Here is a 17,564-nt window from a genome sequence, read left to right as displayed (position 1 = left end):
TTCTCCGGCAAAATCTCGTCGCTCATCCCGATAACAACCTCCGTGTAAACACTTATATCCTTCCTATGGGCATTATATACAATGGACGTTCATCCTTTGGAAGGCTTAAAACTTTTTTTACCTCCTCATCCCTAAAGGCTCCAACGACCACTGTGCCGAGGCCCAAAGAAACGGCTTGCAGACAAACATTTTGAGCGGCGTGCCCGACTTCCATGTGCACATATCTGATGCCCCTATCGCCGTATTTCCCGGTTGTTCTTTCGTAAACTGCGGTAAATACCATGGCAATAGCGCCGTCCCTGACGCAAGATTGCCTGAGAGCGGCGGCAGCCAGACCGCCTCGCAAATCTTCGTCCATGACTTTCGAGAGTTCATGTCCACGAGGCACATACTTATATACGCCTTTTGCGATGCCATCTACATTGCCCACCAGGACGTACAATTCAAGCGGGTAAAGCGCGCCTGCGGAAGGTGCCGTTTTAAAGCCCCATCTTTGGCCGGTGATTCCCTGCGCAGCCCAAAGAAGTTGTGAAACCTCGCTAAGAGTCAGCGGTTCATCTTTGTACCTGCGAACAGATCTTCGTTCAAGCAAAGCTTTTTCAACAGAGGTGTCGCTCTCGTATTTGGGTTCAGGCAGTTTTATTTTTCCATTGACACGCTTCCCCGGTTCACTTCCGTATCCTGCTCCTGTCATCATGGAAAACCCTCCCGTTCCTAAACATATTAATGCCACAAGCATGATTATTAACTTTGTTTTATTCATAAAATCACCACTTTTTCGGCAAATAATGGTTCACACCTATTTTCGATATGGCCGTGCTGCTGTCGAGATTTTTTTGTGACTTCACTCGCTATCTTCCAAGCATATATTGCTATATCATTTTAGCAAAAGATGTTCGCCAGATTCGCCAAGGAGCCGGATGGCCTAACAATGCGTCTGTTATAATACGAGTAGCGTTACTTTCATGCAAATAATAAGATAACTTCACTTTTTACAAGACAAGAGGCGTCAATGATCGGGCAGCAAATTTGCAATGCAGGTATCGAAGTTTTATTGAAAACCATCTCGCGTCAGTCTAGACTGGAATTTTACCAACTACAGCAAACAAGGGGCGTAAATTTAGCTCCTTTTTACTTGAGGTGCTCATCATGAAAGAGGACAAAGAATTCTTAAAAGAGCTATCAGAACGCCTAGAAAAGGCTTTAGAAATTTCGTCGGATTGCGAACTGTGTCCGAGGAAGTGTCACGTAAATCGCCTTAAAGGCGAAAAAGGCTTTTGCAAGACGGGAAGGAATGCCGTTGTAAGCAGCTTCGGACCTCACTTCGGGGAAGAAAAAGTTCTGGTAGGAAGACATGGCTCGGGCACGATATTTTTCACCCATTGCAACATGGCATGCGTCTTTTGCCAAAATTACGACATCAGTCAACTTGGCAGGGGCAAGGAAGTCTCCGCTCAAGAATTAGCGAACACGATGCTCGAACTTCAAAAGATGGGTTGTCATAACATAAATTTGGTCTCCCCTACTCATTGCGTTCCCCAAATCATGGAAGCTCTTTTGTATGCCTTCGAAGGAGGCCTCAAGGTTCCAATCGTGTACAACACCGGCGGGTACGACTCCGTTGACACGCTAAAGCTCCTTGAAGGCATCGTAGACATATACATGCCGGACATAAAGTACGGCAACGACGAAAGGGGCATTCGTTATTCTTCGGCTCCTAATTACTTTTCTGTGGCAAAAAGTGCAGTCAGGGAAATGCACAGACAGGTAGGAGATTTAAAGACGGACGACAGAGGCATCGCCGTTAAAGGGCTTTTGATCAGGCACTTGGTACTTCCAAACGACCTTGCCGGGACAGAAAAAGTAATGGAGTTTTTAGCCACGGAAATTTCGACGGAAACCTTCGTAAACATAATGGACCAGTACCGCCCTCTTCATAAAGCATTTCAATATCCGGAGCTTTCAAGGCCCATTACGCGGATGGAATTCAAAAGGGCCATCGAAATAGCACTAAGACATGGCCTGCTACGAATATGCAGTAGATAGATATAGACAGATATAGAAATAGTATTAGGCGATCCTTTTAGCAACCTTAATTTGCTTTCACGAAGAGGTTTTTAATAAAAATTTTAATTATAATAAGCGATCCCAGTATTCAATCATATGATTGACCAAGCTAAGCCACTCTTCGTATTGCTTTATATAAGCACCGGTAGCAACAGGGCCAGGGTAAAAACATTTATAAATTTTTACAGCCTTCCCAAAAGCTTCGGAGTAATTTTGGAAAATTCCAATGCCCACACCCGCCATTAAAGCTGCTCCTAAAGCACCAACTTCATTTGCTGACACTACTTCAACCGGCATATCAAGCACATCGGCAAACATCTGGCTCCAAACGGGACTTTTAGCTCCTCCCCCCGAAAGTCGTGCAAAATCCATTTCACATCCGGCAGCGCGTAAACGATCGATGTGCCACTTGTGGATAAAAGTTACACCCTCATACACAGCACGAGCTATATCCGCAAACGTATGACCTAATGCAATGTTGTAGAAACCTGCTCTACCGCGAGGATGCACATTTGGGCTTCCAATGAAAGGATGATAAATCACCTCTGTTCCGCCAGGAGGCAAGGAAGCAACGGCCTCATTTATAACATCAAAAATGGAAACGCCTTGTTTTTGGGCCTCAAACATTGCCTTACTTCCAAGATTAGCAATAAACCAGTCGAGATTTATTGCTGATGTAGCGCCTCCATCTAATGCTAAAACTTTACCGGGTAAGTAATGCATATTTAAAGTAATATTTGGAATAGGATGATCAACAACTGCTTCATTAATTGACCAGGTTCCAACGACAATTGCCGCTATTTTGGGATCTACGACACCAGAACCTATAGCACAAGATGCTACATCCATCATTCCAGCCACACAAGGGGTACCTAATAGTAACCCTGTGCTAGCTGCAGCAGACGATGATACATATCCAACCACTTCATGAGACACCATTGCTAAACGTGGCAGTTTATCGTACATTTCAGGAACACCATAGAGCTCCATTAAGCGTTCAGAATAGATGCCATTCGAGAAATCAAGCAATCCACTGCCGCTTATATCGTTTCTTTCTGAAACACATTCTCCCGTGAGTTTCATACGAATTAAATCTTTACATAACAAGACATGGGCTATTAGCTCGTAGTTTTGGGGCTCCTTTTCTTTAATCCACCTTAAAAGAGGACCTGGTTGGCCAGGGTAAGGTTGACCGAAGGTTATGGAACTTATCTCGTCATAATTTCCACTTCTTTTGTAATCCTCGATAATATCTACCGCCCGAGCATCTTGTGAACCAATGCCATTTCTAACTGCAATTCCTTTTTCATCCACTACATATAAGCCATTTCCATGACCAGTTACGCCCACTGCAAGTATGTCTTTAGGATTCACATTAGATTTAGTAATTATCTCTTGTATACACTCGGCAGTATTTTCCCATAATGCCTCCGCATCGCCCTCTATCCAAGTAGGCTCCGGACTCAGTACTTGATAACGTCGCGAAGCAACAGCAATTTCACTCCCTTCGAGGTCGAAAAGCGCTGCCTTTGAATTGGTTAGCCCGTTATCAATCCCTACCAAGTACTTCATTAGCAATCCCCTCCTTCAAACTCAGGAATTAAGCTTAATTAGCTGTACCTTTCCTTTGTTAACCCAGGATCTTGGTTCATCTCCATAAAACAATTTCTCCAGCTCTCGGGCTAACTTATATGGCGCTTTGACCAAGGCATCATTGGTTGTTCCGGCAATGTGAGGAGTAACCGTGCAATTATCTAGCGTGACTAATGGATAATCTTTCCCTGTAGGTTCTTGGTCAAAAACATCCAGAGCGGCTCCCCCAATCTTTCGTTCTCGCAAGGCTTCATATAATGCTTTTTCATCAATGAGCCCAGAGCGTGCCGTATTAATTAAAAAAGCTGTAGGCTTCATTAGCGCCAATTCGTCGGCACCAATCATATGTCTGTTGTCCTCTGTTAAGCGCGCATGTAATGTAACGAAATCTGACTCTTCCAAAAGCGTAGCTAAATCTGTAAGCTGGACATTCAAGGTATCGGCAACACCATTGCTTACGTACGGGTCATAAGCCAATATACGCATTTCAAAACCGGATAGTTTTTTCGCTACCAACTGACCTATTTGCCCAAAACCAACTATGCCAACCACTCTTCCGGGCAGATCTGGAATATAGGAGGAATTAACGTACTCTCGACGCCACTCTCCTTGTTTTAAGGACATATGTCCCCGAGCGATGTTTCGTGCCTCTGCCAACATCATGCCAATGGCATAGTCAGAAACCGCATCTGCATTCCGTCCTGGATTATTGAAAAACATGATACCTTTACTTGAAAGGTAATCGACGTCAACATTCTCATAACCTGCCCGCAATATTCCTACCACTTTTAGTTTCTTAGCTGAATCAATTAAGCTTCGACCTAAAGGGAGAAATTGAATAATCAGGATATCCGCATCTTCAATTAACGTAAATAAATCCGCAGGGGGCATTATAGCTTCTGGCCCTTTTTCTTCGAGTATTCGATTTACATTCTGCAATTTTTCCACACTTCCCAAAAGCCAGTCGTAGGAAACTAACTCGCATCCCTTCTCACGCCAACTAGCAAAAGCACTCTCTATTAAATCTGAACCGATATAATCATCACCCACAAGGAGAACTTTCACGTATATACACCTCTCAGAAATGCACTTTTTAAGACTGCATTCATAACGAAAAGGCTCCTGGATAAGGAGCCTTTTCGTTATTTAGATTTTCCCCGAAGAACCACATAAGTGTATTTTTCGACGAACAACTTCTCTCATTTTTGTCATTGGCTTTTCAAAAATTTCGATTGGCCATGGCGCTTTTTTCTTATTAGTAGCGAGAAATTCTTGGAGCCCTTCTACCATCGCAACGCATAACTCGGAAAAGATATTCAATTTAGTTATGCCATTGGCGATCGCTTCTTTGACTTGATCATCCGGAGTGTCAGATCCTCCATGAAGGACCAAAGGCACGGACGTAATGGATCTTATTTTTTTCAGGCGCGGAATATCTAACTGTGGCAAAGATGTATAGATACCATGGGCAGTTCCTATTGACACGGCCAATGCATCGACATTAGCGAGCTCTACGAAGCGTTTGACATCCTCAGGCCCTGTCAGTTGGGTTACATCCGCTTGTTCTCCTTCCGCAGTTTCTGCTTTGCCAACATGACCCAGCTCGGCCTCGACAGAAACGCCACGGGCATGAGCATACTCAACTACTCGTTTAGTAATGGCTACATTCTCATCAAATGGAAGCGATGAACCGTCAAACATTACAGAGGTAAAGCCCGCTTCAATGGCCTTCTGGCACAATTCAAATGAAGGGCTATGATCCAAGTGCAGAGCTAAAGGAACAGATACGTTTTCGGAGGCTGCCTTGGCTAAACTTACCAAATACGGAAGAGCTGCCTCCGCGTCAGGCGGAACTACCATCAAAATTACAGGAGATCGCTCCTCCTCGGCTACTTCAACCACCGAACGGACGAATTCGAGGTTGCTTACATCAAAAGCAGGCACGGCATACCGTTCGGCTTGTGCTTTATAAAGCATCTCTTTTATACTATACATCGGCATTATCATTCCTCCATTTTATCCAAGAAATTATCTCATTAACATGCCACCGGAAACATCTATGGTGGCGCCGACGATACAATTGTTGCGCTCTGAGACCAAAAACAAGACTGCATCAGCTACTTCTTCAGGTTCTGTGAACCTTCCTAAGGGTATGCGGGACAGGTAGTAAGAAGAGTTTTCTTCCAAAGCTTCTCTCGCCATGTCCGTCAGTACCATGCCAGGCGCAACGGCGTTAACCAATATTCCATGTTTCGCAACTTCCCTGGCGAGGGATATGGTAAAGGTAACAACTCCGGCTTTCGATGCTGCATAATGTGCATGTCCTGTTGTAGAGCCACGAAAAGCAGCTTGAGACGAGAAATTAACTATCTTTCCGGGTGCTTTTCTCTCCAATAATTGTCTGACAACCCATTGATTAGTATAAAAAACGGCATTTAGGTTTACTTCTATGGTACGCCGCCAATCATCAGGTGACATCTCTACGACTTTAGCACGAGGCCATATCCCTGCAGCGTGGACCAAAATATCAACAGGCCCGAGTTCGGCAGTAACCTTCTCAAAAAGCTCATTAACATTTTCATACTTGGAAACATCGGCCTGGACTGCAATGCCCTTGCTTCCCTGAGATGATATGTATTCCACTACTTCATCTGCAGCTTTCGAATTAGCCATATAGTTTACTGCAACGTTGGCTCCTTCACGACTCAATCCTTTTGCCACAGCCGCTCCCATTCCCCTGGATCCGCCAATTACAACAGCAACTTTGCCTCTAATTCCCAATTCCAATCACACAGCACCTCCCAAGTATAACCTTAAGGAACTAACAACACTTTCAGGGCGCTACCGCTTCTTGCTTTTGCAAATCCCTCTTCATATTTATCTAACGGGACTATATCAGTGATTAGTTTTTTAGCATCAATCCTTTTTGTGGCCATCAAATTTAAAATCTTTTTCATTTGCAAGAAGGTAGAATCAGAAGTACCATGAACGAAAATCTCACGATAATGGATTGTATTGCTATCAATCTGAATTTGAGATTTGCCACGCGGCAATCCGCCAAAGAAATTTACTCGTCCCCTGGGTGCAACTATATCCAAAGCTTGAACTTGCGCTTCACCCGATGGAGCTGCAACTATTACTACGTCGGCACCAATGCCTCCGGTAACCTGCATAACCAAATTCTTTAATTCAGAGGGCTCAGTATAGTGGTCAGCGAGTCCGATGTCCTTCGACATCTTAAGACGCTCGGGGTTTACCTCAGACAAAATCACGCTACACGCGCCCCTGGCCTTTGCCAACATAACATGCATGTTGCCGACAGGTCCCGCTCCAATCACGACGACAACGTCACCCATACTGACATCTGACAGCTCTTGCCCGTTTAGCGCACAGGAAAAGGGCTCGGTAATAGAAGCTTCCTCAAAACTTATACCTTCAGGGATGAGCATGACCCCACCCTGTTTAACTAATGCGCTTGGAACAACGACAAATTCTGCAAACCCACCATCGTATTGGTACGATAGTGCTTCCTTATGTATGCATATATTCGGATGCCCTTTCATGCAATAGATACACCTTCCGCAAGAGATAACCACCCCGAGTATTACTTTCACACCCGGAGCATAATCAACCACTTTAGAACCTACCTCTTCAATTACACCCGATATTTCATGGCCAATGACCCTGGGGAGAGAAAACCCATGGCCTGAACCTCCTGCAGCAACATTTCTTACGTCACTGCCACATATAGCACACGCTTTCACGCGCACCAAAATCTCTTCATCCGAAATGGATGGCTTAGGAACTTCCTCTAATCTTAAATCATTTGGACCGTAAAGCTTTAATGCTTTCATAACAAACCTCACTCCTTTCGATCAAGAGCTTCTATTGGAGCTTGGCCAAATAATGCATTTCTTCAACGGTCTTTTCATAGATTTTTCGATAAACTTTATACAACTTTTTGTATACCTCCACGTTTTCAGGAATTGGCTCATTGTGATCAGAAAATTCGATCCAACTCTTGAGGGTCGAAAAATCTTTGTAAATTCCTACGCCCATACCACTTAAGTAAGCATCCGTAACAGGTGCTCCAGATACCTTTGCCATATAATCTTGCGGAGTATTCATGATATCTGTAACTATTTGCCTAAAGAGAGGACTGGAGGCTCCTCCATCGACAGCAACAATTCGCTCAGGCATTATCCCCAACTCTCTGGCAACTTCAGCGTGGTGCTCCAGGCCGTAACCTATGCCCTCCAAAATCGACCTAAAGACGTGGCCACGACCGTGATACAAGCTTAGACCAAATATCACCCCTCTGGCATGGGGATCCCATATCGGAGTCCGTTCACCCATAAAATACGGCAGCAATACAAGCCCCTCCGACCCAGGTTTAATATTTGTTGCTTCCAAATCCAGTATCTTATATGCAGAAACATTTAGTCTATTGGCCATGTCCCGTTCATACATTGAAAATTCATCTCTAAACCAACGAATTATTCCTCCCGTCGTCCCCATACCAGCAAGTGCAACATACACATTAGGGACTACGTGGGGAAAGTTAATCAAGCGAGGGTCAAATTTAGGTTCTCCCAAGGCAATTTGCCAACAATGAGTTGTACCGTACATGCACGCAGAAGTTCCCGGTTCAATCATGCCCACGCTTAAAGCCGAACATGAGGCATCACAGCCACCACCCGCAACCACAGGAGTCCCTTCAGCTAAACCCGTTTCCTCAGCCGCGCTTTTTGTCACTGTTCCGACCACTTCGTGGGCCTGGTATATTTCAGGGAGTTTATCCATATCGATACCGCACAGTTCACACATCTCTTCAGACCATTTCAAAGCACGTATGTCGAAGAGAGGAGCTGTTAAGCCAGCTACACCAACGTCAATGGTTGCCTTGCCCGTTAACTTGAGAATTACGTAGGCGTGGGAGTTAAGCATCTTCCAAGTCTTGGCGTAATTCTCCTTTTCATTGCGTGCATACCAGATCATCTCATAGCCGGCAAAATAGGGATCAATCGCATTCCCTGAAACCTCAAATACTTTATCCTCGCCTATGTTCTTCTTCACCCAGTCGCACTCTTCAGTGCCTCGACGATCCATGTAAATAATGCACGGACGAACGGGCCTGCCTGATTTGTCGACGGGAGCGACATCCGGAGTAAGGCCACTAACTCCTATACCCTTAATATCCTTAGGGTTAATTTGGCTTGCCGCCAGCATATTCCTGGTTATCTTGATAAAATCCCCCCAATAAACGGCTTCGGGATCCTGTTCTGCCCACGCCGGTTTCGGAAAGTCAACACCATGCTCAACTTCACCTGTGGCAACCACTTGCCCATCTGTGGAAATTATTACACCCTTGCTTCCAGAAGTTCCAACATCAAATCCCATCAAATAATTACCCACATCTCTCACCCCTTTTTTAAAATAGACATCGATTAACTAGCTATTGCTCGTCTTTACTATTTTAGGTCCGCTACTCGTTCCTATCCTCGTGGCTCCCGCTTGTATTAAGGCGTAAGCAGTTTCGAAATCACGAATTCCTCCGGCAGCTTTTACTCCTACACTCGAGGGCACGTTGGACCTAAGAAGTTTTACGTCTTCAAGGGTAGCTCCGCCGCTCCCAAAACCAGTTGACGTTTTGACGAACTTGGCGCCTGCTTCGGTCGACAGACGGCAAGCCCTCACTTTTTCCTCATCGGTGAGATAGCAACATTCCAAAATGACCTTCACGATAGCTCCAGAGGAGGCATCCACCACAGCCTTAACGTCCTTTAAGACCAGGTCATCGTCCCCATCCTTAAGCGCTCCAATGTTGATCACCATGTCTATTTCCTCTGCTCCCTTTTCAAGGACACTTTTAGCTTCTAGCGCCTTTACCTCTGGCAGCGTAGCTCCTAGGGGGAATCCAATCACCGAAGCAACCTTTACGTCCGAGCCCTTGAGCAATTGTGCTGCTAAGCGGACTCTGTAGGGATTGACGCATACCGCAGCAAAACGAAATTGCAATGCCTCCTCACATAAAAGTTCAATATCGCGCTCGGTTGCCATTGGCTTTAAATTTGTATGATCAATATATTGGGCAATATTTATTGAAGTCATGTATAAACGACGCCTCCTTTTTATTATTTTTTTTGCTATTTTTAGCACGAGCAAGTACGCATCAAAGGTTCTTTCTGGCACACCTGAAAGAACCTTTGAGCGATGCATTTACATTTCTGGCAAAAACATTACTTTGCTAAAGTATTCCTTTCTTTCATACATCATTTTGAATGCTTCCGGAAGCTTGTTCAGCGGCAATCGATGGGAAATTAAGGGTTGGCACCTGAGTTTTCCATTTGCCATAAAATACAAAGACCGCTCCCAATCATTAAAGGAAGGCGAAAAGGAGGAATTCCACGATCCCTTAATTATTAACTCTTTACGGAGTATTCCATCCACAGCTTTTTCTGAAAGGGGGAGATCTGTATGCGATATGCCGCCAAAAACGCAACAGCCGAGTTTACCGGTAGATTTTATGCATTGCTCCTGGGTGATCTTGTTGCCGGCAAATTCAACGGCTCTTTCGACCCCTTTACCTTTGGTTATATCTTTAATCACCTCCACGGGATCGTCAACCTTTCCATTTACGCAATCATCCGCTCCCAATTCACGGGCCAATTGCAGCTTTTCTTCAAATATATCTATGGCTACTATGTGACCGGCCCCCATAATCGTACACCACTCTAAAGCCAGTAGTCCTATCGGGCCAAGGCCAAATACTGCCACTTTATCGCCCGGCAGAATGCCCAACTTCCTTACAGCGTGTAACGCAACGGAGGCAGGATCTGTCATCGCTCCGGCTTCAAAGGGAACATTATCAGCCAGTTTAAGTAGATTTGCGGCAGGAGCTACCACGTATTCGGCGTAAGCACCATTAGTACGAGATCCCAAATAGTTATAATGATCACATAACTGGTATTCCCCTACTTTACAAAATTCACAGTTTCCACATGGTATCAATGGAATGACCGTGACCCTATCTCCTATGTTGAACTCCTTCACTGCTTCTCCTAAGGCGAATACTTCTCCGGAGAACTCGTGTCCGGGTATGGTAGGATATCGATATGTGCCAGTTTCCATCAAGCGTGGTATGTCGGAGCCGCAAACCCCGCAAGCTTTAACCTTAATTAAAACTTCTCCCTCTAGGGGGGTTGGAATTGGAACCTCTTCAATACGTATATCACCCGGGGCATAAAGGTTTGCTGCTTTCATAGTCTTAACATTTATATCGTTTGGCATCGAAAAGCCTCCTCTATTTTTATTACTTAACTTAATCCTTATACATCTCTTCTACTTTGGCGACCATTTGGTGCATTAGATCGGCAAGTCTAGGATATGTTTCAAGATATTTTTCGTAGAAGAAATTGTATAACTCATGTTTTTTCGCATCCGGACAAATTTTTTCGCGAACGTGCACCATGTTTTGTGCCGCTTCTTCAACAGTTTTATATGCGCCTGCAGCTACTGCTGCGCAAATTGCAGTTCCCAATGTTGATGCTTCTTCAACTTCCGTCAGGAATATTGGAACATTACAAACATCGGCGTGGATTTGAAGCCACAAGGCACTACGGGTACCTCCGCCACAAGCATAAACTTCGGACACATTAAAGCCTGATCGGGCAAATGTATCGAGAATGTGACGAGTACCATAAGCAGTGCCCTCATAAGCAGCCCGCAGTAAATGACTAACCTGATGGCTCAACGTTAAACCCCAAATGCAACCTCTTGCCAATGGATCACGCACCGGCGTCCTATTTCCTTGCCAATAGTCGAGCAATATCAATCCTTCAGAACCGGGAGGCAATGACTCTGCCTTTTGATCCAATATCGTGAACACATTAACACCTTTTTCTTTAGCTTCGCATTCCTCTCGATATGCGATATTCTCTCGAAGCCAATTTATAATGGATCCTGATGAAATTTGCCCCCCTTCGATCAACCATGCTCCCCTAACCACAGCTTCAGGATAGGGACCCCATATGCCTGGATCAAAGACAGGCTGTTCAGATAAACCCAGATGAACCGTTGAACTTCCCATTATCATCGCCAATCTACCCGGTTTTACGACTCCCAAGCCAAGCATCCCTGCATGTGCGTCAATGCCGCTTTCTCCTACGGCAATATTTGGAAGCAATCCAAGCTCCTTTGCAGCCTCCGGTGTGAGTTCGCCGGCTTTGTCTCCCATAAAAAGCACTTCTTTCGGCCATTTGTCGAGTATCTCTTCCAATCCAATGGCCTCAAAAAACTCTTTAACCCATCCCCCCATGGGGCGCACATAATTCCACTTGCAGGTTGTATTGCAGATTGAAGCAGTCCATTTATTTGTCAACTTCCATGTAAGCCAGTCGGTACACTCTACAATCATGTGAGCCTTTTTATAAATATCAGGCTCGTTTTCTTTAAGCCAAAGACACTTAGGCACCATCCATTCGACGGCATCTTGACCTCCAACGTATTTAAGTACAGGATGTTGTGTATCGGCTATGGTCTTCACTTGCCTATGTGCTCGAGAATCCATCCAAAGTATTGCACGCCTTATGGGGTTGCCTTTTTCATCCACCGGAACGACGGTCGAGGAAGTCCCGTCGACAGCTATTCCAATAATTTCTTCTTTAGAAACGCCGCTCTTTTCTAAACACTCCCTCACCGTCGTGACGGCCGCATCCCACCAATCCTCGGCATCTTGTTCCGCCCAACCAGGCCTTGGAAAATATGTAGGATAATCCTTGGTAGCAAACACAATAGGGCGACCCTCTAAGTCAAAAATCCCCGTTCTTAAACTCTGAGTCCCGCAATCAACTCCAATTACATACGGTGGTTTTTTCTTGCCCAAAATCATCACGCTCCTTTTTGATAAACTTACCTTGATCAGGTCAACTCGTTTTTACAATCTGCGAACTTGCTAACATGCTTTTTCGATCATTTTATGCTATCTTAACATCAGGGAAAACGATGAGCAAGCAACTTACTTGCGGGGCCAAAAGGTCAGATATAAATAAGAAGGTTAAGAAAGGCGGTCATCCAAAGTGAAAGTTTTATTGATATCGCCAGGCAAGGACGAATACTACAAGAAAAGGCTAAAGCTGGCGCTTAAAATGCCACCTCTCACCCTGAGCACGATCGCGGCTTTGACAAAACCGGACGTAGAAGTCGCTATTTTAGACGAACATGTAGAACCCATCAATTATGACGACGTACCTGACCTGGTAGGTATCACGGTTATGACCTCAGTCGCACCGAGGGCATACAGGATCGCAGACAAGTTCAGGAAAAGAGGCGCAAAGGTTGTGCTGGGCGGTCCCCACCCTTCCGCTCTCCCCAAAGAAGCCATAGGACATTGCGATGCCGTGGTCATCGGAGAAGCTGAAGGTACATGGGAAAAGCTATTGGAGGACTTTAAGAACGGCGATTTAAAGCAATTTTATTTCAACGAAAAACTCCCGAGCCTGGTCAATTTACCCGAGCCTCGAAGGGATCTATACAAAAAGGAAGCATATTACTTTGTTAATAGCCTTCAAGTAAGCAGAGGCTGTCCCTTTGATTGCTCCTTCTGCTCCGTATCAAATTTTTTCGGCAAAACGTACAGACACAGGCCCATTGCCGATGTCATCAGGGAAATAGAGCACCTCGAAGGCAAATTCGTAGCCTTCATCGATGACAATATCGTGGGCAATCCAAAATACAGCAAAGAATTATTCAAAGCCCTTATTCCCTATAAAATCCGATGGGTTGGGCAAAGTTCATTCAACATAATTCGAGACCCGGACTTGTTAAAAGCTGCTAGAAAAAGCGGCTGCGCGGGGTTGTTCATAGGCCTTGAAACCATCTCGGAAGAAAGCATGCAAGAAATTGGCAAAGTGCAAAATGATATCAAGGAGTTTAAAGTTGGAATAAAGCGTTTGCACGATCATGGCATCGTCGTGTTGGGAGCTTTCGTCTTCGGTTTTGATAATGACGACAAGGACGTTTTTAAAAGGACCTTAGATTTTGCGATGGAATCGAGGTTAGACTTAGCGCAATTCAGCATTCTAACCCCCTTGCCCGGAACGAGGTTGCACGAAAAGCTATCTTCTGAAAACCGCATCATCGATACAGACTGGTCGAAGTATGACATGGGCAACGCAGTTTTCATGCCGGCGCAAATGACGCCTGAAGAATTGCAAAAGGGCATGAGCTGGGCTTGGAGGGAATTTTATTCCTACGGTTCAATCCTAAAGAGGTTATTTAGCGTGAATTTTAATTTACTGCAACATCTTCTTAATTTCGCGCCGCTTTTGACCTTAAACCTGAGTTTTAAGAGGGCCCTTGATTTCGAGAGCAAAATGGCCAAAGCATCGATTGAGAAGCACTAATTTCGAAGCCTTGGATCCAAGGAGTCTCGCAAAGCATCCCCAAGCAGATTAAAACCCATAACGATTAAAATGATCATTATCCCGGGGAATATGGTAATCCAAGGCGCATGAAACAGAAAGGAACGACCCGAGCTCATGATTGAGCCCCAGCTGGGCAAAGGAGGCTGTATGCCCAGCCCGAGAAAGCTCAGCGTTGCCTCCACAATTATGGCTTTAGGCACTTCAAGTGTCGTTAAAACAACCAGGGGCGCCAATGAATTGGGCAAGATATGACGAAATATAATACGTGCATCTGAGTATCCAAGAATCCTGGCTGCTTCTACGAACTCCTGGTTTTTTAAAGAAAGAAACTGACCTCGTGAAATGCGGGCAAATGACCCCCAAGACGAAAGTGCTATTGCTAAACATACGTTGAATAGCCCGGGGCCTAAGACAGCTATGATAGCGATTGCCAGCAATGTCATGGGAAAGGCCAAGGCAATATCGATCAGTGCACATATGACGCTATCCAAAAGGCGACCGTAATAACCGGCAATGCACCCAAAGAACAAACCCGTCAGCAAGGAAATGCCGACCGCGAGAAAACCAACTTTCATGGATACCCTGGAACCATAAACTACCCTGCTGAAAATATCGCGACCAAACTCGTCAGTGCCAAACAAATGTGCTTTCGAGGGTGGTTGCAACATGGACGGCAGATCCTGTTTAGCATAGTCATGGGTAGCTATTAACGGCGCAAATAAGGCACATAGGAGCATCAAGCTTATAATGACTAACCCGAAAACCGCGGCCTTGCTGCGAAGCAACCGTCTCATTAACCCGTAAAAAGCGTTACCGCTCTTAGTAAGTTCCGTGCTTGCGATCCCCTCAGCCATATAATCGCCACCTTTTCACCCGACAAATCTCATTTCAGCTTTATTCGCGGATCGACAACCGCATACAAAATATCCGCAACGAGGTTTCCCAGTATGATGCACGTCGTCAAGACTACCATGACCCCCTGGACGACGGGGTAATCGCGGGCCAAAATGGAATCTACCATGAGCCTTCCCAGGCCTGGCCTGGCGAAGACGATCTCCACGACGACAGAACCGCCCACCACCCATCCTATGCGCAATCCCAACAGCGTAATTATTGGAATCAGGGCATTTCTCAGGGCATGGCGATTAATCACGACTCGCTCCGGCAAGCCCTTGCTTCGGGCAGTGCGTATGTAGTCCTGACGAATGACTTCGAGCATGCTTGAGCGCACCATTCGAGCAAGCAAAGCTGCATCGGTTATCCCAATCGTCAATGCAGGCAGAAATAGATGCCTCCACGTTCCATAACCCGAGACGGGGAAAAGCCTCAGCTTAAAGGCAACAATATAAAGAAGCATGAGGCCAAACCAAAAGGTTGGCATTGAGATGCCGATTAAAGAAAGAGCCATGAGCGCATAATCTGTGACCGTATTTCTCTTTAGCGCGGCCTTTATGCCGATGGGAATTGATATCAAGAAAGATATGACCAGAGCCGTCAAACTTAGCTCAAGAGTTACAAAAAACCTCTCCACTATCAGCTCTGAAACTGGTTTGTGTTGAATTATCGAATTACCGAGATCGCCGTGTAATAACGATTTCATAAAGCTAAGATATTGGACTGCCAGCGGTCGATCTAAACCGTATTGATGACGTATATTTTCCCTCACTTCCGGAATAACATTGGGACCGACGATCAAATCTATCGGGTCTCCAGGCGCCAGGTGGAGCATGGAGAATATGACAATCGTCGCACCGAGTAAAGTTAAAACAAGAAATGCCATTCGTCTAACGAAATAGCGAAGCATTATAACCACTCCTGTTACTTTTTGGAGAAAGGAGACCCTTGCGAAATCCCCTTTCTCCAAAAATGTGAGTTTAACTAAAAAACAAACCTTATTTCGTTACGATGTCAATTCCATCGCTATATTGAATCATCCACGGATGGTTTTTAAAGTTTATTACTTCTTTGCGCACAGCAAGCATCTTATCGGGAATGTAGATCGGACACCACACCGCCTGTTCTATAAGATACCGCTGCACTTCTTTATATCTTTCTGCTCTAATTTCCCACGTGGGGGCAGTTGCCGCTGAGTTGATCAATTCGTCAGTTTTGGGATCACACCAGCGAGAGTGATTCGGGTAAGGAAACTGCGCTGACAACAAGAACCAATCGAGAATATCCGCATTGGGCCAGCTATAGAGGCGGACGAAAAGGTCTTGTTGACCCGCTTTTAGCATGGCTACATAGCTTGCACTATCGTAAAGTTGAATCTTGGCCTTGATGCCAACTTCAGCGAGTTGCGCCTGAAGGACCTCTGCAAGCCTTTTCGATGTAGAGTCGTTTTCGGCAGAAAGGGTCGTTTCAAAGCCGTTAGGAAATCCCGCCTCGGCAAGCAAAGCCTTCGCCCTTGCCGGATCGTACTTGTAGCCCAACTCCTCGCTCTCCTCCAGATATTCGTCTTTCAGCGCCGGGGGAAGATAGCCGTACGCCGGGGTAGCATAGCCACTAAAGATGTATTTCACTATCGTTTCCCTATCGACGGCATGATTAATTGCCCGCCTGACAAGTACGTCATCAAATGGTTTTTTATCGCAAGCATAAGCAAGGTACCCCAACTTCGTCGACTGATCGATAAATATATTAATGTCAGGGTTTTCTTTTAGTTTGTCAGCTTGCAAAGGAGGCACATCGCGTAGTACGTGAATCCCGCCGGTGACGAGCTCCATAATGCGGGAACTTTCCTCGGGTATAGTCCGAATGACCAGCTCGTCGAAAAGGGCCGGCCCCCGATTGGACATCCATTCAGGACCCCAATTGTAATCAGGGTTTTTGACGAGCACTATTCTGTCTCCACGTACCCATTGCTTAAACATAAACGGGCCCGTTCCTATCACCGTCTTAATTCCATAATATTCTCCATATTCTTCATAACAACCGGCCTTTTGTATTCCTGAAGCTGTGTTAGATAGATTAAAGAGCAAATTAGGAAAAGGATATTTTAGCTCCATTTGAACCGTGTGATCGTCAATAATTTTGACCTCATCGATTGCCTTCAGATCACCGGCATAAGGGGACGCGGTCTTCGGGTCTTTTATTGTATCGATGGTCCATTTTACGTCCTTTGCCGTAAAGGGAGTCCCGTCATGGAAAGTAACGCCCTTTCGCAGGTGAAAGATCCATGTTAATCCGTCTTCCGATACATCCCAACCTGTGGCAAGGCCCGGGCGATATCTAAAATCATAATCCCTCGATATCAGACGATCGTGCAAATAAATCAAAGCGTCGGAATACCATGCTGATTTCATTGTGTCTAAAATATCGGGATCCCTATCCATGGCTTGAACGATCACCTTTCTTTCGGCAGCTACTGAAGGCGACTCCATAAACACCATGCCAAGAATCCCCAAAAAAACGCATAGCGCGATCAGAATGCAGGCTACAAAAAGTCGTACTTTTGAAAACCCTTTAAGTTCCTTCATA

At 45.3% G+C, this 17,564-nt stretch carries 15 protein-coding genes; 2 read left to right on the top strand and 13 right to left on the bottom strand.

The features are described from left to right. Positions 1 to 52: 52 nt before the first annotated feature. Positions 53 to 763, bottom strand: coding sequence for a SagB/ThcOx family dehydrogenase (locus AC5SXE_RS03915; protein ID WP_310847279.1), 711 nt, complete (start codon positions 761 to 763; stop codon positions 53 to 55). Positions 764 to 1,149: 386 nt separating this feature from the next. On the opposite strand from AC5SXE_RS03915, the gene AC5SXE_RS03910 reads away from it, so the two are divergent. Continuing rightward, the gene (locus AC5SXE_RS03910) at positions 1,150 to 2,046 is read left to right on the top strand and encodes a radical SAM protein (RefSeq protein WP_310847276.1); all 897 of its coding nucleotides are present in this window, start codon (positions 1,150 to 1,152) and stop codon (positions 2,044 to 2,046) included. A gap of 87 nt (positions 2,047 to 2,133) precedes the next feature. On the opposite strand, the gene AC5SXE_RS03905 is transcribed toward AC5SXE_RS03910, so the two are convergent. The 9 genes from AC5SXE_RS03905 to AC5SXE_RS03865 form a co-directional block, all read right to left on the bottom strand. Continuing rightward, positions 2,134 to 3,639: an FGGY-family carbohydrate kinase gene (locus AC5SXE_RS03905; protein WP_310847274.1), complete on the bottom strand. Its 1,506-nt coding sequence runs from the start codon at positions 3,637 to 3,639 to the stop codon at positions 2,134 to 2,136. 21 nt (positions 3,640 to 3,660) lie between these two features. Continuing rightward, positions 3,661 to 4,725 carry a 2-hydroxyacid dehydrogenase gene (locus AC5SXE_RS03900; protein ID WP_310847272.1) on the bottom strand — a complete coding sequence of 355 codons (1,065 nt, stop codon included), beginning with the start codon at positions 4,723 to 4,725 and terminating at the stop codon, positions 3,661 to 3,663. Between the two features lie 81 nt (positions 4,726 to 4,806). Then, positions 4,807 to 5,661 carry a class II fructose-bisphosphate aldolase gene (locus tag AC5SXE_RS03895; RefSeq protein WP_310847270.1) on the bottom strand — a complete coding sequence of 285 codons (855 nt, stop codon included), beginning with the start codon at positions 5,659 to 5,661 and terminating at the stop codon, positions 4,807 to 4,809. Between the two features lie 27 nt (positions 5,662 to 5,688). Further along, complete coding sequence (locus AC5SXE_RS03890; RefSeq protein WP_310847268.1) at positions 5,689 to 6,447, bottom strand: SDR family NAD(P)-dependent oxidoreductase; 759 nt, start codon at positions 6,445 to 6,447, stop codon at positions 5,689 to 5,691. Positions 6,448 to 6,473: 26 nt separating this feature from the next. Further along, the gene (locus AC5SXE_RS03885) at positions 6,474 to 7,514 is read right to left on the bottom strand and encodes an alcohol dehydrogenase catalytic domain-containing protein (RefSeq protein ID WP_310847266.1); all 1,041 of its coding nucleotides are present in this window, start codon (positions 7,512 to 7,514) and stop codon (positions 6,474 to 6,476) included. Between the two features lie 31 nt (positions 7,515 to 7,545). After that, the gene (locus tag AC5SXE_RS03880; protein ID WP_310847263.1) at positions 7,546 to 9,075 is read right to left on the bottom strand and encodes an FGGY-family carbohydrate kinase; all 1,530 of its coding nucleotides are present in this window, start codon (positions 9,073 to 9,075) and stop codon (positions 7,546 to 7,548) included. Between the two features lie 36 nt (positions 9,076 to 9,111). Next, positions 9,112 to 9,771, bottom strand: coding sequence for a deoxyribose-phosphate aldolase (gene deoC / locus AC5SXE_RS03875; RefSeq protein ID WP_310847260.1), 660 nt, complete (start codon positions 9,769 to 9,771; stop codon positions 9,112 to 9,114). A gap of 108 nt (positions 9,772 to 9,879) precedes the next feature. Continuing rightward, positions 9,880 to 10,950 (bottom strand): galactitol-1-phosphate 5-dehydrogenase, encoded by a 1,071-nt coding sequence (locus AC5SXE_RS03870; RefSeq protein ID WP_310847258.1) that lies wholly within the window; start codon positions 10,948 to 10,950, stop codon positions 9,880 to 9,882. Between the two features lie 31 nt (positions 10,951 to 10,981). Then, entirely contained in the window at positions 10,982 to 12,544 is a 1,563-nt protein-coding gene (locus AC5SXE_RS03865) for an FGGY-family carbohydrate kinase (protein WP_493916678.1), read from the bottom strand. Between the two features lie 193 nt (positions 12,545 to 12,737). Between AC5SXE_RS03865 and AC5SXE_RS03860 the strand changes: the two genes are divergently transcribed. Next, positions 12,738 to 14,063 carry a B12-binding domain-containing radical SAM protein gene (locus AC5SXE_RS03860; protein WP_493916677.1) on the top strand — a complete coding sequence of 442 codons (1,326 nt, stop codon included), beginning with the start codon at positions 12,738 to 12,740 and terminating at the stop codon, positions 14,061 to 14,063. On the opposite strand, the gene AC5SXE_RS03855 is transcribed toward AC5SXE_RS03860, so the two are convergent. The 3 genes from AC5SXE_RS03855 to AC5SXE_RS03845 form a co-directional block, all read right to left on the bottom strand. Next, positions 14,060 to 14,938, bottom strand: a complete 879-nt coding sequence (locus AC5SXE_RS03855) for an ABC transporter permease (RefSeq protein ID WP_332636777.1) — start codon at positions 14,936 to 14,938, stop codon at positions 14,060 to 14,062. The genes AC5SXE_RS03860 and AC5SXE_RS03855 overlap by 4 nt on opposite strands. A gap of 29 nt (positions 14,939 to 14,967) precedes the next feature. Continuing rightward, complete coding sequence (locus tag AC5SXE_RS03850; protein WP_310848144.1) at positions 14,968 to 15,888, bottom strand: ABC transporter permease; 921 nt, start codon at positions 15,886 to 15,888, stop codon at positions 14,968 to 14,970. A gap of 88 nt (positions 15,889 to 15,976) precedes the next feature. Continuing rightward, positions 15,977 to 17,563, bottom strand: a complete 1,587-nt coding sequence (locus AC5SXE_RS03845; RefSeq protein ID WP_493916676.1) for an ABC transporter substrate-binding protein — start codon at positions 17,561 to 17,563, stop codon at positions 15,977 to 15,979. Position 17,564: the final 1 nt, after the last annotated feature.

This window comes from Acetomicrobium sp. (genome assembly GCF_059026225.1).
Note: the sequence above shows the minus strand (reverse complement) of the source record. Positions and strands in the feature narration are given on the sequence as shown.

Excerpts from the sequence above, each read along its gene's own strand:
- AC5SXE_RS03885 (WP_310847266.1), bottom strand. The coding sequence starts at position 7,514 with ATGAAAGCATTAAAGCTTTACGGTCCAAATGATTTAAGATTAGAGGAA.
- AC5SXE_RS03845 (WP_493916676.1), bottom strand. The coding sequence starts at position 17,563 with ATGAAGGAACTTAAAGGGTTTTCAAAAGTACGACTTTTTGTAGCCTGC.
- AC5SXE_RS03855 (WP_332636777.1), bottom strand. The coding sequence starts at position 14,938 with ATGGCTGAGGGGATCGCAAGCACGGAACTTACTAAGAGCGGTAACGCT.
- AC5SXE_RS03910 (WP_310847276.1), top strand. The coding sequence starts at position 1,150 with ATGAAAGAGGACAAAGAATTCTTAAAAGAGCTATCAGAACGCCTAGAA.
- AC5SXE_RS03905 (WP_310847274.1), bottom strand. The coding sequence starts at position 3,639 with ATGAAGTACTTGGTAGGGATTGATAACGGGCTAACCAATTCAAAGGCA.
- AC5SXE_RS03915 (WP_310847279.1), bottom strand. The coding sequence starts at position 763 with ATGAATAAAACAAAGTTAATAATCATGCTTGTGGCATTAATATGTTTA.
- deoC (WP_310847260.1), bottom strand. The coding sequence starts at position 9,771 with ATGACTTCAATAAATATTGCCCAATATATTGATCATACAAATTTAAAG.
- AC5SXE_RS03850 (WP_310848144.1), bottom strand. The coding sequence starts at position 15,888 with ATGCTTCGCTATTTCGTTAGACGAATGGCATTTCTTGTTTTAACTTTA.
- AC5SXE_RS03895 (WP_310847270.1), bottom strand. The coding sequence starts at position 5,661 with ATGCCGATGTATAGTATAAAAGAGATGCTTTATAAAGCACAAGCCGAA.
- AC5SXE_RS03870 (WP_310847258.1), bottom strand. The coding sequence starts at position 10,950 with ATGCCAAACGATATAAATGTTAAGACTATGAAAGCAGCAAACCTTTAT.